22 protein-coding genes are annotated in these 25,436 nt (G+C 59.4%); 4 read left to right on the top strand and 18 right to left on the bottom strand.

Translation table 11 applies throughout. The features are described from left to right. The first annotated feature begins 100 nt into the window (after positions 1-100). Complete coding sequence (locus M2367_RS01360; protein ID WP_224431025.1) at positions 101-526, top strand: Lrp/AsnC family transcriptional regulator; 426 nt, start codon at positions 101-103, stop codon at positions 524-526. 66 nt (positions 527-592) lie between these two features. Here M2367_RS01360 and M2367_RS01355 read toward each other — a convergent pair whose 3' ends face one another. Beyond that, positions 593-1,891 (bottom strand): HAAAP family serine/threonine permease, encoded by a 1,299-nt coding sequence (locus M2367_RS01355; RefSeq protein ID WP_310504050.1) that lies wholly within the window; start codon positions 1,889-1,891, stop codon positions 593-595. 484 nt (positions 1,892-2,375) lie between these two features. Here M2367_RS01355 and M2367_RS01350 point away from each other — a divergent pair, with 484 nt between their 5' ends. Both M2367_RS01350 and M2367_RS01345 read left to right on the top strand, forming a co-directional pair. Beyond that, positions 2,376-3,290 carry a LysR family transcriptional regulator gene (locus M2367_RS01350; RefSeq protein WP_259235551.1) on the top strand — a complete coding sequence of 305 codons (915 nt, stop codon included), beginning with the start codon at positions 2,376-2,378 and terminating at the stop codon, positions 3,288-3,290. Between the two features lie 99 nt (positions 3,291-3,389). Continuing rightward, positions 3,390-4,769 (top strand): MATE family efflux transporter, encoded by a 1,380-nt coding sequence (locus M2367_RS01345; protein WP_259235550.1) that lies wholly within the window; start codon positions 3,390-3,392, stop codon positions 4,767-4,769. Positions 4,770-4,882: 113 nt separating this feature from the next. Here M2367_RS01345 and accA read toward each other — a convergent pair whose 3' ends face one another. The 17 genes from accA to rpsB all read right to left on the bottom strand — a co-directional run bounded on the left by accA (position 4,883) and on the right by rpsB (position 24,252). Continuing rightward, positions 4,883-5,833, bottom strand: coding sequence for an acetyl-CoA carboxylase carboxyl transferase subunit alpha (accA, locus tag M2367_RS01340; protein ID WP_224431028.1), 951 nt, complete (start codon positions 5,831-5,833; stop codon positions 4,883-4,885). A gap of 15 nt (positions 5,834-5,848) precedes the next feature. Then, the gene (gene dnaE, locus M2367_RS01335; protein WP_224431029.1) at positions 5,849-9,328 is read right to left on the bottom strand and encodes a DNA polymerase III subunit alpha; all 3,480 of its coding nucleotides are present in this window, start codon (positions 9,326-9,328) and stop codon (positions 5,849-5,851) included. Positions 9,329-9,400: 72 nt separating this feature from the next. Beyond that, a complete protein-coding gene (gene rnhB, locus M2367_RS01330) occupies positions 9,401-9,991 on the bottom strand; it encodes a ribonuclease HII (protein WP_259235549.1) in 591 nt (196 codons plus the stop codon). A 66-nt stretch (positions 9,992-10,057) separates the two neighbouring features. Beyond that, entirely contained in the window at positions 10,058-11,197 is a 1,140-nt protein-coding gene (gene lpxB, locus M2367_RS01325; protein ID WP_042040751.1) for a lipid-A-disaccharide synthase, read from the bottom strand. Beyond that, positions 11,190-11,981 (bottom strand): acyl-ACP--UDP-N-acetylglucosamine O-acyltransferase, encoded by a 792-nt coding sequence (gene lpxA / locus M2367_RS01320; RefSeq protein WP_224431031.1) that lies wholly within the window; start codon positions 11,979-11,981, stop codon positions 11,190-11,192. Before lpxA ends, lpxB begins: the two co-directional genes overlap by 8 nt. Positions 11,982-11,983: 2 nt before the next feature. After that, positions 11,984-12,445, bottom strand: coding sequence for a 3-hydroxyacyl-ACP dehydratase FabZ (fabZ, locus tag M2367_RS01315; RefSeq protein ID WP_005892075.1), 462 nt, complete (start codon positions 12,443-12,445; stop codon positions 11,984-11,986). An 18-nt stretch (positions 12,446-12,463) separates the two neighbouring features. Further along, positions 12,464-13,486, bottom strand: coding sequence for a UDP-3-O-(3-hydroxymyristoyl)glucosamine N-acyltransferase (gene lpxD, locus M2367_RS01310; RefSeq protein ID WP_259235831.1), 1,023 nt, complete (start codon positions 13,484-13,486; stop codon positions 12,464-12,466). Between the two features lie 3 nt (positions 13,487-13,489). Next, positions 13,490-14,002, bottom strand: a complete 513-nt coding sequence (locus tag M2367_RS01305) for an OmpH family outer membrane protein (RefSeq protein ID WP_042040753.1) — start codon at positions 14,000-14,002, stop codon at positions 13,490-13,492. A 163-nt stretch (positions 14,003-14,165) separates the two neighbouring features. Further along, on the bottom strand, positions 14,166-16,589 hold the full coding sequence (bamA, locus tag M2367_RS01300; protein ID WP_042040754.1) for an outer membrane protein assembly factor BamA: 2,424 nt from the start codon (positions 16,587-16,589) through the stop codon (positions 14,166-14,168). 34 nt (positions 16,590-16,623) lie between these two features. Further along, positions 16,624-17,976 carry a sigma E protease regulator RseP gene (gene rseP, locus M2367_RS01295; protein WP_259235548.1) on the bottom strand — a complete coding sequence of 451 codons (1,353 nt, stop codon included), beginning with the start codon at positions 17,974-17,976 and terminating at the stop codon, positions 16,624-16,626. A 168-nt stretch (positions 17,977-18,144) separates the two neighbouring features. Beyond that, on the bottom strand, positions 18,145-19,341 hold the full coding sequence (ispC, locus tag M2367_RS01290; RefSeq protein ID WP_259235547.1) for a 1-deoxy-D-xylulose-5-phosphate reductoisomerase: 1,197 nt from the start codon (positions 19,339-19,341) through the stop codon (positions 18,145-18,147). Beyond that, positions 19,341-20,198 (bottom strand): phosphatidate cytidylyltransferase, encoded by an 858-nt coding sequence (locus M2367_RS01285; protein ID WP_224431036.1) that lies wholly within the window; start codon positions 20,196-20,198, stop codon positions 19,341-19,343. Before M2367_RS01285 ends, ispC begins: the two co-directional genes overlap by 1 nt. A gap of 27 nt (positions 20,199-20,225) precedes the next feature. Further along, positions 20,226-21,002 carry a polyprenyl diphosphate synthase gene (gene uppS / locus M2367_RS01280; RefSeq protein WP_224431037.1) on the bottom strand — a complete coding sequence of 259 codons (777 nt, stop codon included), beginning with the start codon at positions 21,000-21,002 and terminating at the stop codon, positions 20,226-20,228. A gap of 72 nt (positions 21,003-21,074) precedes the next feature. Beyond that, the gene (gene frr, locus M2367_RS01275) at positions 21,075-21,632 is read right to left on the bottom strand and encodes a ribosome recycling factor (protein ID WP_042040759.1); all 558 of its coding nucleotides are present in this window, start codon (positions 21,630-21,632) and stop codon (positions 21,075-21,077) included. Between the two features lie 99 nt (positions 21,633-21,731). Beyond that, the gene (gene pyrH / locus M2367_RS01270) at positions 21,732-22,466 is read right to left on the bottom strand and encodes a UMP kinase (RefSeq protein WP_042040760.1); all 735 of its coding nucleotides are present in this window, start codon (positions 22,464-22,466) and stop codon (positions 21,732-21,734) included. Positions 22,467-22,536: 70 nt separating this feature from the next. Beyond that, entirely contained in the window at positions 22,537-23,418 is an 882-nt protein-coding gene (gene tsf, locus M2367_RS01265) for a translation elongation factor Ts (RefSeq protein ID WP_005892045.1), read from the bottom strand. A gap of 105 nt (positions 23,419-23,523) precedes the next feature. Then, positions 23,524-24,252, bottom strand: a complete 729-nt coding sequence (rpsB, locus tag M2367_RS01260) for a 30S ribosomal protein S2 (RefSeq protein WP_005892043.1) — start codon at positions 24,250-24,252, stop codon at positions 23,524-23,526. A gap of 361 nt (positions 24,253-24,613) precedes the next feature. Here rpsB and map point away from each other — a divergent pair, with 361 nt between their 5' ends. After that, entirely contained in the window at positions 24,614-25,402 is a 789-nt protein-coding gene (gene map, locus M2367_RS01255) for a type I methionyl aminopeptidase (protein WP_042040761.1), read from the top strand. The last annotated feature ends 34 nt before the right edge of the window (positions 25,403-25,436 follow it).

The following is a 25,436-nucleotide window of genomic DNA, read 5'->3' as shown; positions in this document are numbered from 1 at the left end:
GTCATCAGACTGCCGCTTGGCAGCGGTGAAGTGACGGTTATCACCGCCATTTCGTCGGCCATAACCGGGGTGCGCAGGAAAGCAGCAGCAAAGAGGCAACGTGGACAAATACGACGACAAGATAGTGGCCCTGCTTTCGCAAGATGGTCGGCTCAGCATCAGCAAGCTGGCCGAGGCGGTTGCGCTGTCCCGCTCCGCGGTGAGCGAGCGGCTCAAGCGCCTGGAGGAGCGAGGCATCATCCTCGGCTATCGCGCCGTGCTGGCCGAGCCCCAGGGCCAGATCAGCGCCTTCTTCGAACTCAGCTTTCGCACCCCCCGCTGCGAGCAATATGGCGCCCGCATCGGCCAGATCCCCGAGGTACGGCTCTGCTACAGCATCAGTGGCGACACCGACATGCTGGTGCAGGTCAGGGTGGCGAGCATGACGCGGCTCGACGCCATTCGCCAACAGTTGGAGGCCCTGCCCCAGCTCAGCATGATCAAGACCCATACCATCTTGAGCGAGCTTGTCGATCGCACCCGTTGAGCCAGTTCAGGGATGACCAGACAGCACAAAGCCGCCCGAGGGCGGCTTGGTGCTGATAACGCTGACTCAGAACAAGAGGGAGTAGAGGATGCCGGTCATGGCCAGCACGCCAATCAGGGTCACGAACAGGTTGCTGGGCTGGCCCGCAAACTTGCGCATGGCCGGTACCTTGGCAATGGCGTACATGGGCATCAGGAACAGCAGCATGGCGATGATGGGGCCCCCCAGGGATTCGATCATGCCGAGTATGCTGGGGTTCACCGTGGCCACGGCCCAGGTGGTCAGGATCATGAACAGGGCGGTGACCTTGTTGAGCCGCGTGCTGTCAATCGACTTGCCACGTTCACGCAGCATCTTGACCATCAGCCCATTGAAGCCCTCTTGTGCCCCCAGATAGTGGCCCAGGAAAGACTTGCTGATGGCGACCATGGCGATCAGCGGCGCCAGGGTGGCAATCACGGGATTGTCGAAGTGGTTTGCCAGGTAGGAGAGGATGGAGATGTTCTGATCCTTGGCCGCCAGCAAATCACTTGGAGAGAGTGCCAGTACGCAGCTGAACACGAAGAACATCACGCTCACCACCATCATGATGTGGGCGCCCAGCAGGATGCGGTTGCACTTGCCATCGGCTCGCTCACCGTAGCGGCCCTTATTATCCACCGCAAACGACGAGATGATGGGCGAGTGATTGAAGGAGAACACCATCACGGGAATGGCCAGCCACAGGGTCTTGACGAAGTCCCCATTGAGGGCGTCGGACAAGGCCGGCGCCTCGCTGATGATGGCACCATTCCAGTGCGGAACCAGGTAGAAGGCCAGCCCCATGAGGGCGATGACGAAGGGGAACACCAGTATGCTCATCGCCTTGACGATAAACTTTCCCCCCAGACGCACCACGGCCATCAGGGAGAGGATCAGCCCCAGGGCCAGCAGGGCGCGGGGTGGCGGCGTCATGCCGAGCTGATGGATCATCAGGCTCTCCACCGTGTTGGTGATGGCCACGGCGTACATCAGCAAGATGGGGTAGATGGCGAAGAAGTAGAGCAGCGTGATGAGCTTGCCCGCCATCTTGCCAAAATGCTCCTCGACCACCTCGGTGATGTCACCCTCCCGGGTCGAGCCAGAGAGCACGAAGCGATTGAGGCCACGGTGAGCGAAGAAGGTGAGCGGCAACGCCAGCAGGGTCATGGCCAGCAGCGGCCAGAGTCCGCCGACCCCGGCATTGATGGGCAAAAACAGGGTACCGGCACCGATGGCCGTGCCATACAGGCCCAGCATCCACACCAGATCGGCCTTGTTCATGCCAGTGGCACGGGTGCCCTGGCGCGGCAGGCTGCCCTCTACTGCAACATTCATCTCGGACATGAGTCGTTCCTGTAGTTTGAGAATCGAATTTCTGGCTCACGGCAAGTGCCGCCTTGTTCCGACTCCCTGGAACCTTATGTCCACCCTGGATCTGGCTCGAACCGTGGCGCAACCCGGCAAGCATTACCAAATTGCAACAAGTGGGGCGATCAGGGGATTCACGTTGAACCATGCCACTGCGGCGTTCACACCCCGTTAACCCTGCATCGCGTTGATGGGGTCACTCTAAATTAAACATCCGGCCAAATCACAGGTAAATTTGAACAATTAAACAAAAGTTTGACTTAAATCGTGTTTGCCACGCTCTGAGTCACGCTTCCTTTCCACTCTGGTGAAGAGTCGTTAACAATTCGCGGGAGCCCGTTATCGACGCCTGCTCCCGATGCTGAAACAACCTGATCACACTCCTCCCTCCGGGACTCAAGTTGTGCGCCACCTTGCCCTGGCGTACCCTGTTCCTCACCGCTTTTTCCGTTGAACAACTATGGCCATCACCCGTACCGATCTCGCCGAACTGGCGGTGTTTGCCGCCGTCGCCCGCCACCAGAGCTTCAGCAAGGCCGCCCTCGAACTTGGCGTCTCAGCCTCCGCCCTGAGCCATAGCCTGAAGGGCTTGGAGCAGCGGCTGGGGGTCAGGCTGCTCAATCGCAGCACCCGCGCCGTGGTGCCGACCGATGCGGGCCAACGGCTGCTGGAGCAGCTGGTGCCGACCCTGACCCAGCTGGAAGAGGCGCTGGAGGAGCTGACCCGCCACAGCGAGGAGCCGGTCGGCAGGCTGAAGCTCTGCGCGCCACGGGGTGCCATCCATACCGTACTGGCACCTGTGCTGATCGATTATCTGGTGCGCTACCCGCGCATGCAGGTGGAGGTGGTGGAGCAGGAGCTGATGCCGCGCCTCATCGAGGATGGCTACGATGCCGCCATCTTCTATGGCGACCTGCTGCCCAAGGAGATGATTGCCGTGCCGCTCGGCCCGCTGCAACGCTATCTGGTGGTGGCTTCCCCCGCCTATCTGGCCGAGCACGGCACGCCACAGCACCCTCGCGAACTGGCCCGTCACGCCTGCATCGGTTATCGACTGACCCCCTCCCACCACTACCGCTGGGCCTTTGCCGGGGAAGAGGGCAGCCTGCTGGAAATAGAGGTGACTGGCCCCCTGACCACCAGCACCCCCGCTCTTTACCTGGGAGCGGCCGAGGCGGGATTGGGGTTGGCCTACTGCCTGGAGGAGGAGGTGAGCCAGCAGCTCGCCGAGGGGAAACTGCTGAGCGTGCTGGAGCCCTGGTGCCCCAGCTTCACGGGCTTCTCACTCTTCTACCCCAGCCGCCATCAGTTGGGTCACGGCCTGCGCACCCTGATCGACCAGCTCAAGGAGCACTATCACCGCCATGATTACTGAGTATTATTCAGTAATTCATCAAATATAAATCGGATTATCAATGTAACTTTATCAATCTAGACTGTCTGCTCGATATTGGGCCTCCCCGAGAGAACAGATATGTCTGCCTACTTCACCCTGCGCCAACGGGTCATGACCCGCCGCTTCTGGGGCGATGCCCTCCCCTCCATCCTCGCCATGCTGGTATCCGGTGCCTATTACCTGATCGATGGCATCTTCGTCGGCCACTATGTGGGGGCCGCCGGCCTCGCCGGTATCAATCTGGTCTACCCGGTCATCATGGTGCTGATCGGCCTCGCCGCCATGGTCGCCATGGGGGCGGCAACTGCCATCTCCTTCCAGCAAGGGGCGAGAAACCTCAAGCAGGCCCGCCAGAGCCTGGTCAATGCGCTCTGGCTAGTGGCAGGGCTTGGGGTCGCCGCCCCCCTGCTGCTGCACCATTGGCACATGGAGATCCTGCTGGCGCTGGGGATTGAGCAAGGCACCGCGACCTGGCAGCAGGCCAGTGACTATCTTGCCTGGATTGGTGGCGGCACCCTGCTGCTGGCCAGCAACCTGGCGGTGCCCTACCTGCTGCGCAACGATGGCCGCCCCCGCCTCGCCATGATCCTGGTCAGCAGTGGCGCCATTCTCAACATCGCGCTCAACTATGTGATGGTGGGCCGACTGGGGCTGGGACTGGTGGGCACCGCCCAGGCGACGCTCATCTCAGAGGGTATCGTCAGCCTGCTGGGCCTCGGCTATTTCTTTAGCTCCCATGCCAGGCTGCGCCTCTCCTGGCGCGACCTCGTCCCCGAGTGGGTGGCCATGCCCGGCTTGCTGTTCAGCGGCCTGCCGAGCCTCATCACCCAGTTCAACCTGGGGCTGCTGCTGCTGCTGCACAACAGCCAGCTGATGGTCTATGGCTCCATCAAGGATCTGGCTGGCTTCACCGTGGCCGGTTACACCGAGGCGGTGTTCATCGTCATCCTGCAGGGGCTGGCCTTCGGCATCCAGCCGCTGGTCAGCCAGGCGGCGGGGGCCAAGCGCCATCGGGATCTGAAGTTCCTGATGGAGATGGGGCTCAAGGTAACCTTGATCTACGGCATGGTGGTCTGGCTGTTGATCCAGCTGCTGCCGCAACCGGTGGCCATGCTCTACACCGGCACCCAGGATGGAGAGCTGATTGCCGCCGCCGTCAGCAGCCTGACCCTCAATCTTGCCGCCATTCCGCTGGAGGGGATCATCATGTTCGGCATAGTGCTGCTGCAATCCATGGCCCGCACCCGCCAGGCGCTGATCATCTCGACCGCCAAGACGGCGCTGCTGCTGCCGCTCATCTTCTGGCTGCCGCTCTGGTGGGGCCGCGATGGGGTGCTGATGGCCCAGCCCATCACAGTGCTGCTGCTGAGCCTGCCCCTGTGCGGATTGCTGTGGCGGGAGTGGCGCAAGCTGACCCCGGCCACTGAGCAGATGCAGCTCCAGTCCAGCCTGGGATAAACCGCTGTGACATAGGGACAGACCTTCTGCCATGGTCATTATCCCGACGCCGACATAAAAAAAGTCCCCGCATGGCGGGGACTTTTTTCAGGCGCGAGCTGCCGCAGGTGTTATCAGCAGTAGCCGTAACCCAGCAGACGCTGGTAGCGCTGCTCCAGCAACTGGTCGCTGTCCAGCGGGCGCAGCGCCTCGAGATCTTGCTTGATACGGGCCTTGAGGCGCTCGGCCATCAGGACCACATTGCGGTGGGCGCCACCGAGGGGCTCCTCGACGATGGTGTCGATAAGCTTCAGCTCCTTCAGGCGCTGAGCCGTGATGCCCATGGCATCGGCAGCGATCGGGGCCTTGTCGGCGCTCTTCCACAGGATGGAGGCGCACCCTTCCGGCGAGATGACGGAGTAGGTGGAGTACTGCAGCATGTTGACGCGATCGCCAACACCTATCGCCAGGGCTCCGCCCGAGCCGCCTTCACCGATCACGGTGCAGACCACCGGCACGGTCAGGCCAGCCATCACTTTCAGGTTGCGGGCGATGGCCTCGGACTGGCCACGCTCCTCGGCACCCACGCCGGGATAGGCGCCCGGGGTGTCGATGAAGGTGATGATCGGCATCTTGAAGCGCTCGGCCATCTCCATCAGCCGCAGGGCCTTGCGGTACCCTTCCGGGCGCGGCATGCCGAAGTTGCGCTTGATCTTCTCCTTGGTCTCGCGCCCCTTCTGCTGACCGATGATCATCACCGGCTCGCCGTCGAGACGGGCGATGCCGCCGACGATGGCCTTGTCATCGGCATAGGCGCGATCCCCTGCCAACTCGTCGAAGTCGGTGAAGATGTGCTCGATATAATCCAGGGTGTAGGGGCGCTGGGGATGGCGCGCCATCTGGGATACCTGCCAGGCCCCGAGATCACCGAAGATCTTCTTGGTCAGCTCTTCGTTTTTCTTCTCCAACCGGCGGATATCTTCTTTGAGATCCACGGCGTGATTGCCTTCGCTCACATGCTTGAGCTCATCGATCTGCGCCTGCAATTCGGCTATCGGCTGTTCAAAATCCAGAAAAAGACTCATAGGGCCTTAGAACCTCTAATCAAAAACCAATTCCACCCGCTCTCGTCCCAGCAGGACACGCAAGTCATCTATCAGTTGATCGGTGGGCGTCACCCGCCACTCGGTACCGAGCGTCAGTCGCACCCGGGAGCCGGGGCGACGATAGTGTACCTGAACCGGACAGACTCCGGCACGAGCGGGCTCCAAAATCTCGCTAAAACGCTGAAAAAAGCGTTCATCTATGCGCTGTTCGTCGAGAGAAATACGGATCGCCCTGGCGAAACGCTCCCTCGCATCATTGATGTCCAGCAGTTCACGGGCCGACATTTTAAGGCCACCGGAGAAGTCATCAAAGCTGACCTGTCCAGAAACCACCAAAATACGGTCTTTTTGCATCAATTCTTCGTATTTTTCCAGTGCTTCACTGAATAGTGTCACATCCAGACGCCCGGATCTGTCGTCCAGGGTGAAGATCCCCATCTTGTTGCCGCGCTTGGTCACCATGCTGCGAGCCGCGATCACCAGCCCTGCCGCCGTGGTCACCGTATCCCGGGAGGTGGGATGCAAGTCGCACAACCGCCCCGAGGTATAGCGGCGCAGTTCGCTGCTGTACTGGTTGATGGGGTGGCCGGTCAGATAGAGGCCGAGCGTCTCCCGCTCCCCTTCCAGCCAGACCTTGTCCGGCCAGTGCGGCACGTTGGCGAACGCCTTCTTGACGTCATCAATCTCATGGGTCAAGACCCCGAACATGTCGACCTGACCAAATGCCTGCGCCTTGGCGTGCTGCTCGGCGGCGCGCATCGCCTCCTCCAGCGTCGCCATCAGCGCAGCGCGGTGTGGGCCCAGTCTGTCCATGGCCCCGGAGTAGATGAGCTTCTCCATCACCCGCTTGTTGATCTTCTTGATGTCGACCCGGTTGCAGAAATCGAACAGATCCCGGAAGGGACCGTCGCTGTCTCGCGCCGCCAGTATGGCATCGATGGGGCCCTCGCCGACCCCCTTTACCGCGCCTATGCCATAGACGATATGACCATCTTCATTGACGCTGAACCGGTAGCGGCCGGTGTTCACGTCCGGCGGTATCACGGTCAGCCCCATGCGCTGGCACTCGTCCACCAGGGTCACTATCTTGTCGGTGTTGTCCATGTCGGCGGTCATGACCGCCGCCATGAACTCGGCCGGGAAGTGGGTCTTGAGCCAGAGGGTCTGGTAGGAGACCAGGGCGTAGGCGGCGGAGTGCGACTTGTTGAAGCCGTAGCCCGCAAACTTCTCCACCAGATCGAAGATCTTCACCGCCAGCTCGCCGTCGATGCCGTTCTTGACCGCCCCTTCTTCAAACCCCGAGCGCTGCTTGGCCATCTCGGCCGGATTTTTCTTGCCCATGGCCCGGCGCAGCATGTCTGCCCCACCCAGGGTATAGCCCGCCAGCACCTGGGCTATCTGCATCACCTGTTCCTGATAGACGATGATGCCGTAGGTGGGCTCGAGTATGGGTTTGAGGCTCTCGTGCTGCCAGGTGGCATCCGGGTAGGAGATGGCCTCATCCCCGCGCTTGCGCTCGATGAAGTTGTCCACCATCCCGGACTGCAAGGGCCCCGGCCGGAACAGTGCCACCAGGGCTATCATGTCTTCGAAACAGTCGGGCTGCAGCCGCTTGATCAGATCCTTCATGCCGCGGGATTCGAGCTGGAACACCGCCGTGGTCTCGAAGCGCTGCAACAGGGCGAACGACTTCTTGTCATCGATGGGAATGGCGGCGATGTCGATCGGCGGCTTGCCCTCCTTGGCCAGGCGCGGGTTGATCATGCCGAGTGCCCAGTCGATGATGGTGAGGGTGCGCAGCCCCAGGAAGTCAAACTTCACCAGGCCTGCGTATTCCACATCGTTCTTGTCGAACTGGGTGACCGGGTGATGCCCTTCACTGTCGCAATAGAGGGGGGCGAAATCGGTGATCTTGGTGGGCGCTATTACCACACCACCGGCGTGCTTGCCGGCGTTGCGCACCACCCCTTCGAGGCGGCGCGCCATGTCGATGAGATCCTTGACCTCCTCGTCCTGCTCGTAGAGTTCGGGCAGCTTGGGTTCGGCCTCGAACGCCTTGGCGAGGGTCATGCCCGGATCCGGGGGTATCAGCTTGGAGATACGGTCCACGAAGCCATAAGGGTGACCCAGTACCCGGCCCACATCCCGCACCACCGCCTTGGCGGCCATGCTGCCGAAGGTGATGATCTGGGAGACCGCATCCCGACCATACATCTCGGCGACGTGGTCTATCACCTCGTCACGCCTGTCCATGCAGAAGTCGACGTCGAAGTCGGGCATGGAGACCCGCTCCGGGTTGAGGAAACGTTCGAACAGCAGGTCAAATTCCAGCGGGTCGAGATCGGTGATCTTGAGGGCATAGGCCACCAGGGATCCCGCCCCCGAGCCTCGGCCCGGGCCGACCGGGATGCCGTTATCCTTAGACCACTGGATAAACTCCATCACGATGAGGAAGTAGCCAGGGAAGCCCATCTGGTTGATCACCTTGAGCTCGATGTCGAGGCGCTCGTCATACTCCCCGCGCTTGGCGGCGCGCACTTCCTCGTCCGGGAACAGGAAGGCGAGTCGCTCCTCCAGCCCCTCCTGGGATTTTGCCACCAGGAACTCTTCCGTGGTCATGTCGCCGGTCGGGAAGTTGGGCAGGAAATACTCCCCAAGGCGCACCGTCACGTTGCAGCGCTTGGCGATCTCGACCGTGTTCTCCAGCGCCTCGGGGATGTCGGCGAACAGCTCGGCCATCTCGGCCTGACTGCGCAGATATTGCTTGGGGCTGTAGTTGCGCGGCCTGCGCTTGTCCGCCAGGGTGTAGCCGTCGTGGATGGCAACCCGGATCTCGTGGGCATCAAAGTCTTCGGCGTTGAGGAACACCACCTCGTTGGTGGCCACCACCGGCAGCGCGAACTCGCTGGCGAGGGCCACCGCCATGTGCAGATAAGCCTCTTCATCTGGCCGCTCGGTGCGCAGCAACTCGAGGTAATAGGCATCGGGGAAGTGCTGACGATAAAACGCGAGACACTGCTCGGTCTGCGGTCGGTTGCCTTTGAGCAGGAACTTGCCCACATCCCCTTCCCGCCCACCGGAGAGCACTATCACCCCCTTGGCATGATCGCTCAGCCAGGCCTTGTCGATGACGGGTTTGTCCTGCACATGACCACGCTGATAGGCACGGGAGATGAGCAGGGTAATGTTCTGGTAACCCTCATTATCCATGGCCAGCAGGGTGAGCCGAAACAGCTCGTCCCCCAACTCGTCGCTCTGCGCCCAGAAATCGGTCCCGACAATGGGCTTGATCCCCTTGCCATGGGCCGCCCCATAGAAGCGCACCAGACCACACATGTTGACCTGATCGGTCAGCGCCAGGGCTGGTTGACCATCGGCGGCGGCGGCGCTGACGATGGGGCCTATCTTCTGCAGGCCATCGACCATGGAGAAATCGGAATGAACGCGCAGATGGATAAAGCTAGGCTCGGCCATGGTCACTCCCTGGTGCTTGGTTGATATTGACTGACGCTGTCGTCGGTTGAGTCATGGATGAAGGCCGCAAGGTCACTCCTGCCCGAGTGCCCGGCGCACCGGCTTGAAGCTCTGGCGATACTCGGGCAGGGGGCCATGCTCGGCCAGAATGGCAAGGTGCTCAGGGGTCGGGTAGCCCTTGTGGCGGGCGAAACCATATTCGGGATGACGGCTATCGAGCTCGGTCATTTCGCTGTCACGGGTCACCTTGGCGAGGATGGAAGCGGCACTGATGGCAGCCACCAGGCTGTCGCCCTTGACCACGGCGCGGGCTTCCATCGGCAAGCTTGGGCAGCGATTACCGTCGATAAACACCAATTCCGGCACTATGTGGAGCCCCGCCACGGCGCGCTGCATCGCCAGCATGGTGGCGTGCAGTATGTTGAGCTGGTCGATCTCGCTGGGACTGGCCCGGCCGACGGCCCAGGCCAATGCCTTCTCCTTTATCTCGCCGTACAGGGCGAGACGCTTCTTCTCGGAGAGCTTCTTGGAATCGGCCAGCCCGACAATGGGATTGGCAGGATCCAGGATCACCGCGGCGGTGACCACATCGCCCACCAGGGGGCCGCGGCCGACTTCGTCCACACCGGCAACCAGCTTGTCTTCGGGAATATCGATCATCATCTTGCAGCCTTGAATCAAAACAGGCCCCGCAGGGCCAGTGTCAGCACAACATCGCCAGCGGGTGCACTATTTGCCAAGCAGCGCGAGTACGGCATCGGCAGCCTGCTTGTCGGCATCGCAGCGGATGCTCTGATGCAGCCGGGTGAAGGTGGCGATGAGCTCGCTGTTATCATGTTGCAGCAGCTTGCACACCTCTTCGACCAGATTCTCGGTGGTGCACTCGTGCTGGATAAGCTCGGGCACCAACATCTGATCCGCCAGCAGGTTGGGCAGGGAGACGTAATCCGTCTTGACCAGGCGCTGGGCCAACCAATAGCTGAAGGGTTTGAGCTTGTAGCCGACCACCATGGGTTTTTTCACCAGCATGGCTTCCAGTGCCGCCGTGCCCGAGGCCAGCAGCACCACATCGGCGGCCGTCATGGCCTCCCGGCCCTGCCCTTCGAGCAGCACCATTTCAAGCTTGGGGGCTATCTCCTGCTTGATGCGCAGGAACTGCTCCCGTCGCGCCTCGTTGACCAGGGGCACGATGAAACCGAGACTCGGGTAGTGTACCGTCAGGTGCTTGCACGCCTCGAGGAAGAGGGGGGACATGAAGCCCACCTCGGCGCTGCGACTGCCCGGCAGCACCGCCAGCCAGCGGCGGGAGGGATCCAGCCCGAGCTCGGCGCGAGCGGCCCCCTGATCCGGCACCAGCGGAATGGCATCGGCCATGGTGTGGCCGACGAAACGGCAGGGCGCATCGAATCTGTCGTAGAAGGCTTTCTCGAACGGCAAGAAGGCGAGCACCATGTCGGTGGCAGCCTTTATCTTGTGAATGCGGCCCTGACGCCAGGCCCAGACTGAGGGGCTGACATAATGAACCGTCTTGATACCGGCGCGGCGCAGTTTGAGCTCCACCCCGATATTGAAATCTGGCGCATCCACCCCGATGAAGATATCGGGCGGATTGGCAATGAAATGGCGCAGCAGTTCGCGGCGTACCTGAAGAATGCGTGGCAGACGGCCAAGCACTTCAGTGATGCCCATGACGGAGAGCTCTTCCATCTCGAACAGTGCCTTGACGCCAAGGGCCTGCATGCGCGGCCCGGCGATCCCTTCGAACTGCGCATCCGGATAACGGCGTTGCAGCTCACGCACCAGGCCGGCGGCCAGGATGTCGCCGGAGGTCTCTCCGGCAACGATACCGATGCGAATAGGATCAGGCACGGATGATGCCACGCTCATTGTCTTTGAGGAAATCGACATAGAGCTGGACAGCCGGTTCGCTGGCCGCCATCTCAGTCAGCACTGGCAGCACCTCTTCGATGGTCTTGCCTGAGCGGAAGATCTCTTTGTAGGCACGCTTGACGGCGGATATCGCCTCCGGGCTGAAACCGCGGCGACGCAGGCCCTCGGAGTTGACCCCGAATGGCTTGGCATAGTTGCCAGCAGCCATGACGTAAGGCGGCACGTCCTTGTTCAGGGCGGCGCAGCCACCGACGAAGGCATGGGAGCCGACTCGGCCAAACTGGTGAATGGCAGAGAGGCCGCCGAAGATGACGAAATCGCCGATCACCACATGACCCGCCAGGGTCGCATTGTTGGCAAAGATGCAGTTGTCACCGATGACACAGTCATGGGCCACGTGGACGTTGACCATGAACAGATTACCGCTGCCGACCTTGGTCAGACACTGATCCTGCACTGTGCCACGGTGGACGGTGCAGTTTTCGCGAAAGACGTTGTTATCGCCAATCTCGAGGAAGGTGCGTTCACCGGCGTACTTCTTGTCCTGGCAATCCTCACCGAGGGAGGTGTGCTGGAAGATCTTGTTGCCACGGCCAATCTTGGTCGGGCCCTTGATCAGAACATGAGAGCTTATCCAGGTGTTATCACCGATCTCCACCTCGGCGCCAATGACGGAAAAGGGGCCTATCTCAACCCCTTTGCCTATCACGGCAGACTCATGGACGATGGCAGTATCGTGAATGACGGCTGTCGAATCGATCACTATTACACCTCGCGTTTGGCACACATCAGTTCAGCGGTACAGACCACCTCACCATCAACGGTGGCCACACCGGTAAATTTGGCAATGCCACGACGCTCCTTCAGGAACACCACGTCCAGCACCAGCTGGTCGCCAGGGCCGACCGGACGCTTGAAGCGCGCATGGTCGATGGAGGCGAAGTAGTAGAGTTCATTCGGGGACGGCTTGCCGACCATGGTGAACGCCAGAATGCCAGTGGCCTGCGCCATGGCCTCCAGGATCAACACACCGGGGAATACCGGTTTGGCCGGGAAGTGGCCCTGGAAGATGGGTTCGTTGAACGAGACGTTCTTGATGGCACGCAAGGTCTTGCGCTCATCGCTTATCTCGTAATGCTCAACCTTGTCCACCATCAGGAACGGATAACGGTGTGGCAGCAGATCCATGATTTCCTGGATCCCTAAGCTTTTCTTTTCAGTAGTCAAAACAGTACCCTATCGTGATTATTCTTCGTCACCCAGTTTCTTCTCAAGCTGGCTTAACCGTTTGTGCATCTCGTCGATACGCATCACCCGGGCGGCGGTCTTGCGCCACTCTTTATTGGTTTGCAGGGGGATGCCGGACGAGTAGACACCGGGCTCGGTAATGGGTCGCATCACCATGGCCATACCGGTAACGGTGGCCTGGTCGCAGATCTCCATGTGCCCGTTAAAGACGGAAGCGCCGCCAATAATACAATACTTACCAACCTTGAGACTACCGGCCATCACTGTCGAACCCGCCACGGCGGTGCCGTAACCAATCTCGACGTTGTGGGCGATCTGGCACTGATTGTCGATGATGACATTGTCGGCAATGCGTGTGTCTTCCAAGGCGCCCCTGTCAATGGTAGTACAGGCGCCAATCTCGACTCTGTTGCCGATGGTCACGCCACCGAGCTGGGGGATCTTGATCCACTCGCCACGCTCGTTGGCATAACCGAAACCGTCTGCTCCTATCACTGTCCCGGCTTGCACCAGACAGTCCGTGCCCAAGGTCACCTCATGATAGAGCGTGACATTGGCCCACAGGCGGGAGCGATCACCCAATCGGGTGTTTTTACCCACGAAGCAACCCGGACCTATGCGGACATCGTCTCCCAGCACAACGCCGGATTCGATGACCGCATTGGCACCAATGGCAACCCTCTCACCCAGCTGGACATCGGCGGCAATGACAGCGCTAGGATGAATATCCATGGCTGGCTGCGGCGTAGTGTCCAGCAACTGGGCAACCCGGGCAAAGCCGACATAGGGATCCTTGAGTACCAGCGCATTGGTGGGACAAAACGGCAGATCTGCCTCCGTGATCAACACGGCGGTAGCCTGACTCTGCTCCAGATAAGTGCGGTACTTCTTGTTGGACAGGAAGGCGATTTCCCCCTTCCCGGCCTTTTCCAGTGTCGCTACCTTGCGAATTTCCTGGCTTCCATCGCCATGAACTTCTGCCCCGAGTCGCTGGGCCAGCTGTGCGAGAGTGAATACCATCAATTAGTTGCTCTTGCTGACCTGAGAGATAACCTGACCGGAGATGTCCAGCTTGCTGGCAGCATAAGGGGCTGCGTTGCGCTCCAGAACCAGATCGTAACCATTGCTCCTGGCGATGGAGTCGATGGCAGCTTTCACCTTGGTCAGGATCTTGTTGCGCTCTTCAGCCTGACGACGGCCGTTATCCTGCTCGAAGGCCTGACGCTTCTGGTTGAACTCCATCTGCAGCTTGGCCAGTTTCTCCTGGTTCTGCTTCTTCTGATCGGCGCTCATGAAGGCTTCATCCTTCTTGAACTTCTCGACCAGCTTCTGGCCATCGGACTCCAGCTTCTGCAACTCGCGCATGCGCGGCTCGAACTCGCCTTTCAGCTTCTTGGAAACCGCTTCACGCTGGGGCAATTTCTGGAAGATTTCGCTCATGTCGACCACGGCAATCTTGGTCTCAGCCAGGGCGGAACCCATGCCAGCGACCATCAGAGCAATACTCAGACCAGCGACTTTCAATGCTTTGTTCACACTTACTCCTTGTACCCCCGGATGAGGGTAACTGATTACCTTGAATTGCAAGCGACACCCGGTGCCAACTTGTTACTTAGCGGGGCCCGACGGCCCCATTATTTACCGCTCTCCCGAGGAGAGCGGTTACACCAGGTGGAACCAGCCTTGCTGGCTCCCTCCTTTAGAAGGTACGACCAATGTTGAAGGAGAAGAACTCTGTTCTATCCCCTTCGTACTCTTTGAGCGGACGCGCAATGGCAAACACCAGGGGGCCCATGGGTGAGAGCCACTGAACCGACAGGCCATAGGAGGCGCGGAAGTTGGTGGGATCCGAGTAGTCCATCAAGTACTTGCAGCCAGTGACACAGCGGTTCTGGTACTGGTCATAGTCGAAGGTGGTGTCCCATACCGAGCCCGCATCGACGAAGACACTGGTACGCAGCTGAGGCTGATAGGTCTCCGAGGCAAAGGGCGTCGGCACTATCAGCTCAAGGGAGGCGATAGCCAGGGCGTTACCCCCCACGGAGCTGTCGGTGCCTTGGGCAACATCGTTACCCCCTACGTTGTAGTAGTAGAGCGCCTTGGGACCGACTGTGTTGCTCTTGAAGCCACGCAGGGTATCGAAACCACCGGCGAAGTAGTTCTCAAAGAAGGGCAGTACATGGTCGTAATCGCCGTTGCTGCCGTAGCCGTTGCCGTAGGAGAGGCGGGCCTTGGTCATCAGTACCCAGCTGTGATCCGCATCGAACGGGAAGTAGTGAGCATCTTCGGCATTGAGCTTGAAGTACTGCAGATCCATGCCGGGCACAGTCACCTTGGCGTTGATGCGCTGACGGTTACCATCGCTCGGGAAGGTGCCCTTGTTCAGGGTGGAACGGGTCCAGCCTGCGGTGAAATCGACCGTGTTGAAGGTCAGGCGGTTGTCACCGTCGATGTTGTCGCTGTATACCTTCCAGAACTCCTCAACCTGCTGATAGGGATTGGGCTGGGACAGCTTGTTATTCTCAAAGCCAAGGCTGAAGTCGAGGCGGTTGTTCTCGTTGACCGGGAAGCCGCTGGAGAGACGGAAGCCGATGGTGGTGTTCTCATAGTCAACGATGTTGGCATCTGCCGCGCTGAACTCGTTGTAGTAGAGACGGCCACCCAGGCTGACCCCATCGACGGTGAAGTAGGGATCGTTATAGCTGAGATCGATACTCTTCGAGTAGTCGTTGGTACTGGCCGAAATACCGATTTTTTTACCGGTACCCATGAAGTTGTCCTGCTGCAGGCCCGCCTGCAGGCTCAGACCCGAATCGGTACCATAGCCGACACCGGCATTGATGGAACCGGCCGGCTGCTCCTTGACCTTGAAGTCCAGATCCACTTGGTCATCGCTACCCGCCACGCGCTTGGTGTCCACGTCGGCACTCTCGAAATAGCCGAGCCGGTTGAGACGGGTCTTGGACTGCTCGACGTTGTCGGAGGAGAGCCAGGTGCCTTCCATCTGACGCATCTCGCGGCGCAGCACTTCGTCCTTGGTGGTGACGTTGCCGCTGAAGTTGATGTTGCGCACATAGACACGGGGACCCGGTTCTATGTTGATGATCAGCTCCACTTCCTTGGTCTCGTCATTGATCTGCGGGAAGGTGGTGACCTTGGGATAGGCATAACCATAACGGCCGAGTAACTTGGAGAGCACCTCTTCGGTGTGGGTCACCTGGCTGGCGGAGTAGACGCTACCTGCCGTGATGGGGATAAGCTCCTTCATCTCGGCACCGCGATCTATCATGTCACCCTTGAGCTGGATGCCGGAGACCTTGTACTGATCCCCTTCCTTGAGGTTGAGGGTGACATAGACCCCCTTCTTGTCCGGCGTCATGGAGACCTGGGTAGACTCCTGGGCGAAGCGGATGTAACCGCGATCCAGATAGTAGGAGCGCAGCACCTCGATATCGCCGGCCAGCTTCTGCTTCTGGTAGCGCTGATCGCCGGTGAAGTTCCACCAGGGCACATCGTCCTTGAGGGAGAGCTGGGCCAGCAGCTTCTCTTCCGGGAACACATTGTTGCCGACGATGTTGATCTGCTGGATCTTGGCCGCTTCCCCTTCGACGAAGGTGAACTTGAGGTCGACCCGGTTGCGGGGCAACGGGGTGACGATGGCCTTGACCTTGGCGGAGTACTTGCCCACGCCATAGTAGAAATCTTCCAGCCCCTTCTCGAGGGAGCTCAGCACGGTACGATCCAGGGGATCACCGACGCGGATACCGGAGGACTCCAGGCTCTGGGTCAGCTGCTCTTCCTTGATGTCCTTGTTACCGGAGAACTCGATGCTGGAGATGGTCGGTCTCTCCTTGACCGCCACTTGCAGCACATCGCCATCCCGATAGACCTTGACGTCCTCGAAGTTGCCCGAGGCATAGAGCTTCTTGATGGCGCTGGCCAGGGTAACGGGATCGACGGTGTCACCGACCCGGATCGGCAGATTCAACAGGGCGGCGCCCAGTGTCACCCGCTGCAAACCGTCAACCTGAATGTCTTGCACCACAAAAGAGGCAGGGGCCGCCTGGGCCAGGAAGCTGGCACCCAGCAGGCAACTCAACACCAATGCTTTTTTAACAGCCATTTTGTTCTTATGTGTCCTTGTTGATGCTCTGGCCTCAGAGGCGAGCGAAATCATTAAACAGCGCAATACCCATCAGCAACATCAGAATGGCGGCGCCTATCCTGAACCCCACTTCCTGAATCTTCTCCGAGACCGGCTTGCCAGTCACTGCCTCGATGAGGAAGTAGACCAAATGGCCCCCATCCAGCACCGGCAGCGGGAACAGATTGATGATCCCCAGGTTGACGCTGATCAGCGCCAGGAAACCGAGAAAATAGACCAGACCGTAATCGGCGCTGTTACCCGCGCCCTTGGCAATGGAGATGGGCCCGCTCAGGTTGTCCAGCGACACTATGCCACCAATCAGCTTGCCTATCATATCGAAGGTGAGCGTGATCAGGCTCCAGGTCTTGTGCATGCCCTGCCAGAGGGCATCGAGCGGCCCATACTGTAACAGAATTCGATATTCATCCGGTAATGGAACCACTTGAGGCGATAATCCCACGAAGCCCACCGCCTTGCCCTTTACCTCTTTGGCATGGGGAGTCAGGGTGATGCTCTGTTCACTGCCATCACGCTCAATGGTCAACTGCAAGGGCTGCTCGGGGGAAGATTGTACCTTGCCCACGAAGGCGACCCAGTCAGTTAGGGGTTCGCCATCCAGCGCCAGGATCTTGTCCCCTTTGCGCATGCCAGCCGTGTCACTGGCACTGCCCTGCACCACGTCGGCCACTACGGGTAGCACCTTGGCCCCCAGCGGGATGATCCCCAGGCTGACGATGGGCGACTCTTTATCCGGATCGAATGCCCAGCTCTTCAGTTCGAGCGTCTTGTCGCTGGCATAACTGCTCTTGGGTTCGGTCAGCTTGAGCTGTACCGAATCGTCCCCAAGGTGGCTTATCAGGGCATAGACAATGCTCTCCCAGTCACCGGTCGGCTCGCCGCCCACCTCGACGATCTGCATCCCTGGCAGCAAGCCAGCCTCGGCGGCGATGGAGTCAGTGCGCACCTCGCCGACGATGGGTTTGACGCTCGGCACCCCTATCATGAACATCAGCCAGAAGGCGAACAGGGCGAACACGAAATTCGCCATGGGGCCGGCGGCGACGATGGCCATGCGGGCCCAGACGCTCTTGTGGTTGAAGGCCTGCGCCTCCTCCCCCGGTTTAAGCTCGTCGACCCGGCCGTCCAGCATCTTGACGTAACCGCCAAGGGGGATCAGCGCCAGCACATACTCGGTGCCATCCTTACCCATCCGGCGCCAGATAGCCTTGCCAAAACCGATGGAGAAGCGCTCCACCTTGACGCCACAACGGCGGGCCACCCAGAAGTGGCCAAACTCATGCACCGCAACCAGCAGGCCCAGGGCGACGATGAAGGCGCCGATATTCCAGAGTACCCCCCCCATCAGCCAAGGCTCCTTGCGTCATGTCCGGTCATCAGGTCAGCGCCGAAGGCGACCCTGGTGTTGTGTTTGCACTTGTTTTTGCACAGCGTACTCATGAGTCCAATTCCTTGATGTCATCGATGACCCGCGACGCTGCAAGGAGAAAAGCAGCAGGCCAGGGTATGGCATTCATCGGCTAAGTGCCTTAATCAAATCCTGAGCCCGGGCACGTGCAGCACAGTCCAGGGCAATCAAATCGTCCAGCGAGTCGGCAGACTGCCGGCCAACGGTCAGCAAGGCAGTTTCATTGACTCTGGCAATATCCATGAAACCGATGCGCTCGGCAAGGAAAGCCGCCACGGCCTCCTCATTGGCGGCGTTGAGTGCCGTGGTGGCACTCTGCCCCGCCTGGCAGGCGGCCATGGCCAGCGCCAGGCAGGGGTAGCGCTCGACGTCGGGACGAATAAAGCTGAACTCTCCGACACTGAAGAAATCCAGAGGTTCCACGCCAGACTCAATCCTGGCCGGATAAGCCAGGGCATGGGAGATGGGGGTACACATGTCGGGGTTGCCGAGCTGGGCCAGCACGGAGCCATCCTTGTACTGCACCATGGAGTGAATGACAGACTGGGGATGGACCACGACCTGGATCTGCTCAGGGGCGGCATTGAACAGCCAGCGCGCCTCTATGTACTCCAGGCCCTTGTTGAACATGGTGGCGGAGTCTACCGAGATCTTGGCCCCCATGGACCAGTTGGGGTGTGCCACCGCTTGCGCGGGAGTGACCTTGTCCAAGTCGTTGATATCGGTGTAACGGAACGGGCCGCCCGAACCGGTCAACAAGATTTTGCTGATGCCGGCCCCGGCCAGATCGCAGCAGCCAAGCTGACGTTGAATGGCCTCGGGCAGGCACTGGAAGATGGCATTATGTTCGCTGTCGATGGGCAGCAGTTCGGCGCTGTGGTCGCGCACGGCGTCCATGAAGAAGGCCCCGGACATCACCAGCGCCTCCTTGTTGGCCAGAAGAATACGCTTGCCCGCTCGCACCGCGGCCATGGTCGGCGCCAGACCGGCCGCCCCCACGATAGCCGCCATGACGCTGTGGGCATCGGGATGAGCCGCCACCTCGCACAGCGCCTTGGCACCGGACAGTACCTGGGTTTGGCTACCATGAGCCTTGAGTCGGCTCGCCAACTCGCGGGCCGCGGTCTCGTCGACCATGACGGCGAAGCGGGGGGAGAATTCGAGGCAGTCACGCAGCATGGTATCCAGACTGCGCCAGGCGGTCAGCGCCAGTACCTGCCAGCGGCCCGGATTATGACGCAGCACTCTGAGGGTGCTCTGACCGATGGAGCCGGAGGCCCCCAGGATAACGAGCTGGCGCATTAGCCCCCCTGGCTCAGCAACAGATAGCTGAGCAGGAAGACTGGCAGGGCCGCCGTCAGGCTGTCGATACGATCGAGAATGCCACCATGACCCGGCAACAGGTTGCCGGAATCCTTGATGCCCGCCTCACGTTTGAACATGCTCTCGGTCAGATCGCCCAGCACCGAGGCCAGCACCGCCAGCAGAGAGCAAAGCAGCACTGTGCCCATCTTGGCGGGCACAAACCCCATCCACCAGGTCACACCGACCGCGAGCAGGCCCGCGGTAAACAGACCACCGCACAGACCTTCGATGGTCTTACCCGGGCTGACGGAGGGAGCCAGCTTGTGTTTGCCAAACGCCTTGCCGAAAAAATACGCGCCAGAATCTGCCGCCCAGACCAGGCCCATGACGAACAGCAGGATCCAGGCGCCCATGGAGGAGTCGTGATAGAAGTTGTAGCCGCGAATGGCGACCATGGACCAGAAGAAGGGGATGAGCGTCACCAGGCCAAACAGCGACTTGAGCCAGACAGACTCCTTCCACAGTCTGGCACTCTGGGGGTAGCGCAGCACCAGCAGCAGGCCGAGCAGCCACCAGCTGGCCGCCGTCCAGAGCACCCCCATCAATATGGGGTTGAGTCCAGGGGCCCACAGCTGCTCCACCGGCAGCCACATCAGGCTGGCACCGAGCAAGAGACAAAACAGCAGGGGTATCCATTCCCGCCGCTCACTGCTAACAAAACCACCCCACTCCCGACTGGCCAGCAAGAAGACCAGGGCTGCCAACAGGGCAAAAAATTTCAAAGGCAAGAAGAACAGCGCCCCCAGCACCAGGGGGATCAGACACAATGCGGTAATAATTCGTTGTTTTAGCAAAAGAAACCTCTCTCTTGGGAGCGGGGTTTAGCCGGTCTGTTGCTCGGCGATCAATTCCCGGATCTGTTCACCCGTACACCCGAAGCGACGCTCGCGGGCCACGAAAGAGGCAACTGCCTCACTGAACTCGGCCTCGTTAAAATCGGGCCATAACACAGGCGTAAAATGGAGCTCGGCATAGGCGAGCTGCCATAACAAAAAATTGCTGATGCGGTGATCTCCACCGGTGCGGATCAGCAGATCGACCGGGGGCAGATCGGCCATGCAGATGGCCTGTCCCAGTCGGGCTTCAGTGATCTCCTCGGCTTGGAGTTCACCCGCCGCCACGGCTTCGGCCAGCTTGCGCGCAGCCTGGGTAATGTCCCACTGACCGCCGTAATTGGCGGCAATATTGAGGGTCAAACCCTGATTATTCTCGGTCAGTGCCTCTGCCTTGGCGATCTTGGCCCGCAGCCGCGCACTGAAACGCGAGGTATCGCCAATCACCCGCAAGCGGATGCCGTTGCTGTGCAGCTTCTTGACCTCGCTGCCGAGCACGGTAAGGAAGAGCTCCATCAGGGCACTGACCTCCCCTTCCGGACGACGCCAGTTCTCACTGGAGAAAGCAAAGAGGGTGAGAGCATCCATCTTGGCCCGTGCGGCAAAGGTCACCGTCTCCCGCACGGCCTTGACGCCGGCCTTGTGCCCATAGACCCGCATCTTGCCACGGTTCTCGGCCCAGCGCCCGTTGCCATCCATGATGATGGCGACATGGCGGGGCAGACACTGGTTGGCGCTATCGCCGAAGGCTGCCAAACGCGACATTCATTTCTCCCACAAAGACAAAAGCGCCGTGCAGGGGCACTACACGGCGCTCGTAATATACCTGTCAGACGCTTAGATTTCCATTAGCTCCTTTTCCTTCACGGCCAGGGCGTCATCCGCCAGCTTGATGAAGGCATCGGTGAGTTTCTGGATCTCTTCCTGGGCACGACGGTCGTCGTCCTCGGAGATCTCTTTGTCCTTGAGCAGGGCCTTCAGATCGGCGTTGGCATCGCGACGGATGTTGCGGATGGCAACCCGGGCACCTTCGGCCTCGGAGCGGACGATCTTGGTCAGATCGCGGCGGCGCTCTTCAGTCAGCGCCGGCAGCGGCACACGCAGAGTCTGGCCATTGCTGGACGGGTTCAGACCCAGATCCGAGGTCAGGATCGCTTTCTCGATCGCCTGCATCATGGAGCGGTCGAAGATGGAGATGGACAAGGTGCGGGCATCCTCGGCCACCACGTTAGCCAACTGCTTGAGCGGAGTCGCTGCGCCATAGTACTCAACCTGGATGCCGTCGAGCAGGCTCGGGTGAGCACGGCCGGTACGGATCTTGGACATCTGGGATTTGAGCGATTCTACGCTCTTGGACATGCGGTCCTTGGCGTCGTTTTTAATCTCGTTGATCACAGTGGTTTTCCTTTTGGCGAACGAACCCGCGACGGGTCCGTTTCTAGCTTAATTTACTGACGCAATGGATAACAAACCGCCTTCCGGTTCGCTGCAATCTTACTTGCCGACGTGGTGGATCAGCGTGCCTTCCGGTTCACCCATGATAACCCGGCGCAGGGCACCCGGCTTGTTCATGTTGAAGACACGGATCGGCAAGTCGTGATCGCGCGCCAGGGTAAAGGCGGCAAGATCCATTACTTTGAGTTCTTTATCAAGCACTTCGTCGTAGCTCAGCTCATGATACAACACGGCGTCCGGATTCTTAACCGGATCCTCGGTGTAGACACCATCGACCTTGGTGGCCTTGAGCACCACGTCGGCTTCGATCTCGATCCCACGCAGGCAAGCCGCAGAATCAGTGGTAAAGAAGGGGTTGCCGGTACCGGCAGAGAAGATGACAACCTTGCCGGCGCGCAGTTGGCTGATCGCCTCAGCCCAACTATAGGAATCGCAAACACCTTGCAAGGAGATGGCAGACATCAGACGGGCATTCACATAAGCACGATGCAGGGCATCACGCATCGCCAGGCCGTTCATGACGGTAGCCAGCATGCCCATGTGGTCACCCACCACGCGGTTCATACCCGCTTTGGCGAGACCGGCACCACGGAACAGGTTGCCGCCGCCGATGACCAGACCGACTTGAACACCCAGCTCAACCAGCTCTTTGATCTCTTGGGCCATCCGCTCCAGTACAGCCGGATCAATGCCAAAACCCTCGGATCCTTGCAGGGCTTCACCACTCAACTTAAGAAGAACACGTCGGTATGCAGGTTTGGGATTGGTACTCATGTCACTGATTCCTGGTCATATAAAGACCGCGACATAAGTCGCGGTCTGGAGTTAGCTAAAACCGGTTCGGTTATGCCTTCTGAGCAGCCGCGATCTGGGCAGCAACTTCGGCAGCGAAGTCAGTTTCCTGCTTCTCGATGCCTTCGCCCACTTCGAAGCGAGTGAAGGAAACAACGTCAGCACCTTCTTTCTTCAGCAGCTCGGCAACGGTCATGGACGGATCCTTGACGAAGGGTTGACCAGTCAGGGAAACCTCACCGGTGAACTTCTTCATGCGGCCTTCAACCATCTTCTCGGCGATCTCTTTCGGCTTGCCGGAGTTGATGGCGATGTCGATCTGAATTTCGCGCTCTTTGGCAACGACTTCAGCGGACACATCTTCAGGCTTGACGAATTGCGGGCTGTTGGCAGCAACGTGCATGGCCAAGTCTTTGGCCAGCTCGGCGGAGCCACCGGTCAGCTTGGTGATAACACCAATGCGGGAACCGTGTACATAGGTACCCAGGTTGTCACCTTCAACCAGCATCACGCGACGCAGGTTCATGTTCTCACCGATCTTGGCGATCAGGTTGGTGATGGTCAGCTCGACGGACTCACCGTTACCGAAGTCGGCCGCTTTCAGGGCGTCAACATCAGCAATTTTCTGGGTCGCAGCGATGTCAGCGATCTTCTGGCCCATGCCCATGAAGCTGGCATCTTTGGCGACGAAGTCGGTTTCGCTGTTCAGCTCGATCATGACGGCAACATTGCCTTCGGTACGGGCAAAGATCACACCTTCAGCAGCGATACGGCCTGCTTTCTTGGCGGCTTTGGCCTGACCAGATTTACGCATGTTCTCGATCGCCAGCTCGATGTCGCCATTGGCTTCTTCGAGTGCTTTTTTGCAATCCATCATGCCAGCGGCGGTGCGCTCGCGCAGTTCTTTTACCAGGGCGGCAGTAACGTTAGCCATGTCCAGTATCCTCGGTCTTGAATTGACAAGAAACAGGGGCCACAAGGGCCCCTGCTAACCAATTACATCAGCTTGGTTAATAAGGGCTTTAACAGTCCTTATCAATTACTCAGCTTCAACGAAGCCATCTTGTTCGGCTTGAACAACGATGTCTTGAGCGCGAGCTTCCAGTACGGTGTCAGCAGCAGCATTCAGGTACAGCTGAACGGCACGGATCGCATCGTCGTTACCCGGGATGACGTAATCAACGCCGTCCGGATTGGAGTTGGTATCAACGATGGAGACAACCGGGATACCCAGGTTGTTGGCTTCTTTGATAGCGATGTGCTCGTGGTCGGCATCGACAACGAACAGCACGTCAGGCAGGCCGCCCATGTTCTTGATACCGCCCAGGCTCTTCTCCAGCTTGTCCATTTCGCGAGTACGCATCAGCGCCTCTTTCTTGGTCAGCTTCTCGAAGGTACCGTCTTGGCTCTGGGCTTCCAGATCTTTCAGACGCTTGATGGACTGACGAACGGTTTTCCAGTTGGTCAGCATGCCACCCAACCAGCGATGGTTCACGTAGAACTGATCGCAGCGGATAGCAGCATCTTTGACGGCTTCAGACGCAGCACGCTTGGTACCAACGAACAGTACCTTGCCTTTTTTGGCAGCAACGGAGCTCACGAAGTTCATGGCATCGTCAAACATCGGAACGGTTTTTTCCAAGTTGATGATGTGAACCTTGCTACGGGCACCGAAGATGTAGGATTTCATTTTCGGGTTCCAGTAACGAGTCTGGTGACCGAAGTGAACGCCGGCTTGCAGCATGTCGCGCATAGAAACTTTAGCCATTTTATACCTCTGTATTGGGGTTAGGCCTCCACACATCCCATGTAACCGACCCCAAAGGGGCACCCCGGTACAGGTATCGATGTGTGTGTGTTATTGATTAGGGTGATGAAACCGGGACAAGTAGTTCCGGTTCCGGCGCGCTTTATACCATAAGTTTGCCACTGGCGCCACCAGCAGCCGCGCTAAAAAAAGGGCAGCGGGGTCGACTCTGCGCCAATGATTTGACCTTGTGATGACAATCACACTGGAAGTCGGCGGGGGTTGCGGATAAAATTTTGCCCTGATTGCAAACGCATCTATTTTTCATTACCTGCTTGTTGTCGGCCATGCCGACGAAGAACCAGGCCGCAAGAGAGATCCCATGTCCATTAAAATCAAGACGCCGGAAGAGATTGAAAAGATGCGCGTTGCCGGCCAACTGGCCGCCGATGTGCTGGTGATGATAGCCCCCCACGTACAGGCAGGCGTCACCACTGACGAACTCAACACTCTGTGCCATGACTTCATCGTCGATGTCCAACAGGCCGTTCCGGCCCCCTTGAACTATCACGGCTTCCCTAAATCCATCTGCACCTCGGTGAATGATGTGATCTGTCACGGTATCCCCAACCACAAGAAATTGCGGGAAGGCGACATCGTCAACCTGGACATCACCGTCATCAAAGATGGCTACCACGGTGATACCTCCGCCATGTTCATCGTCGGTCAGACCACCCCCCTGCGCCGCCAGCTGTGCAAGGTTGCCCAGGAGAGCCTGTATGCCGCCATCAAGCGGGTACGCCCGGGCATGTGCATCACCGAGATTGGTGCCGTGATCCAGCCCATCGTCGAGCAGGCCGGTTTCTCCGTGGTGCGTGACTACTGTGGCCACGGTATCGGCAGCGAATTCCATGAAGAGCCGCAGATCCTGCATTACCGCAACAACGGCAAGCTGGAGCTCAAGGCGGGCATGTGCTTCACCATTGAGCCCATGGTCAACAGCAAGAAGTACCACTGCCGTACCAACCCCAAGGATGGCTGGACTGTCACCACCAAGGATGGCGGCGACTCTGCCCAGTGGGAGCACACCCTGCTGGTGACGGAGGATGGCTGCGAGGTGCTCACCCTTCGCCCGGACGACACTATCGACCGCCATATCAAACAGGGTTAACATCAAACCCCGGCCCAGCGCCGGGGTTTTTGTT

Source organism: Aeromonas sp. BIGb0445 (assembly GCF_024809075.1).
GTDB lineage: Bacteria > Pseudomonadota > Gammaproteobacteria > Enterobacterales > Aeromonadaceae > Aeromonas > Aeromonas rivuli.
Note: the sequence above shows the minus strand (reverse complement) of the source record. Positions and strands in the feature narration are given on the sequence as shown.

Coding starts and splice junctions, on each gene's coding strand:
- M2367_RS01355 (WP_310504050.1), bottom strand. CDS start 1,891: ATGTCCGAGATGAATGTTGCAGTAGAGGGCAGCCTGCCGCGCCAGGGC.
- M2367_RS01350 (WP_259235551.1), top strand. CDS start 2,376: ATGGCCATCACCCGTACCGATCTCGCCGAACTGGCGGTGTTTGCCGCC.
- M2367_RS01345 (WP_259235550.1), top strand. CDS start 3,390: ATGTCTGCCTACTTCACCCTGCGCCAACGGGTCATGACCCGCCGCTTC.
- accA (WP_224431028.1), bottom strand. CDS start 5,833: ATGAGTCTTTTTCTGGATTTTGAACAGCCGATAGCCGAATTGCAGGCG.
- dnaE (WP_224431029.1), bottom strand. CDS start 9,328: ATGGCCGAGCCTAGCTTTATCCATCTGCGCGTTCATTCCGATTTCTCC.
- rnhB (WP_259235549.1), bottom strand. CDS start 9,991: ATGATGATCGATATTCCCGAAGACAAGCTGGTTGCCGGTGTGGACGAA.
- lpxD (WP_259235831.1), bottom strand. CDS start 13,486: ATGGTATTCACTCTCGCACAGCTGGCCCAGCGACTCGGGGCAGAAGTT.
- bamA (WP_042040754.1), bottom strand. CDS start 16,589: ATGGCTGTTAAAAAAGCATTGGTGTTGAGTTGCCTGCTGGGTGCCAGC.
- rseP (WP_259235548.1), bottom strand. CDS start 17,976: ATGGGGGGGGTACTCTGGAATATCGGCGCCTTCATCGTCGCCCTGGGC.
- ispC (WP_259235547.1), bottom strand. CDS start 19,341: ATGCGCCAGCTCGTTATCCTGGGGGCCTCCGGCTCCATCGGTCAGAGC.
- uppS (WP_224431037.1), bottom strand. CDS start 21,002: ATGTCGCGTTTGGCAGCCTTCGGCGATAGCGCCAACCAGTGTCTGCCC.
- pyrH (WP_042040760.1), bottom strand. CDS start 22,466: ATGAGTACCAATCCCAAACCTGCATACCGACGTGTTCTTCTTAAGTTG.
- tsf (WP_005892045.1), bottom strand. CDS start 23,418: ATGGCTAACGTTACTGCCGCCCTGGTAAAAGAACTGCGCGAGCGCACC.
- rpsB (WP_005892043.1), bottom strand. CDS start 24,252: ATGGCTAAAGTTTCTATGCGCGACATGCTGCAAGCCGGCGTTCACTTC.
- map (WP_042040761.1), top strand. CDS start 24,614: ATGTCCATTAAAATCAAGACGCCGGAAGAGATTGAAAAGATGCGCGTT.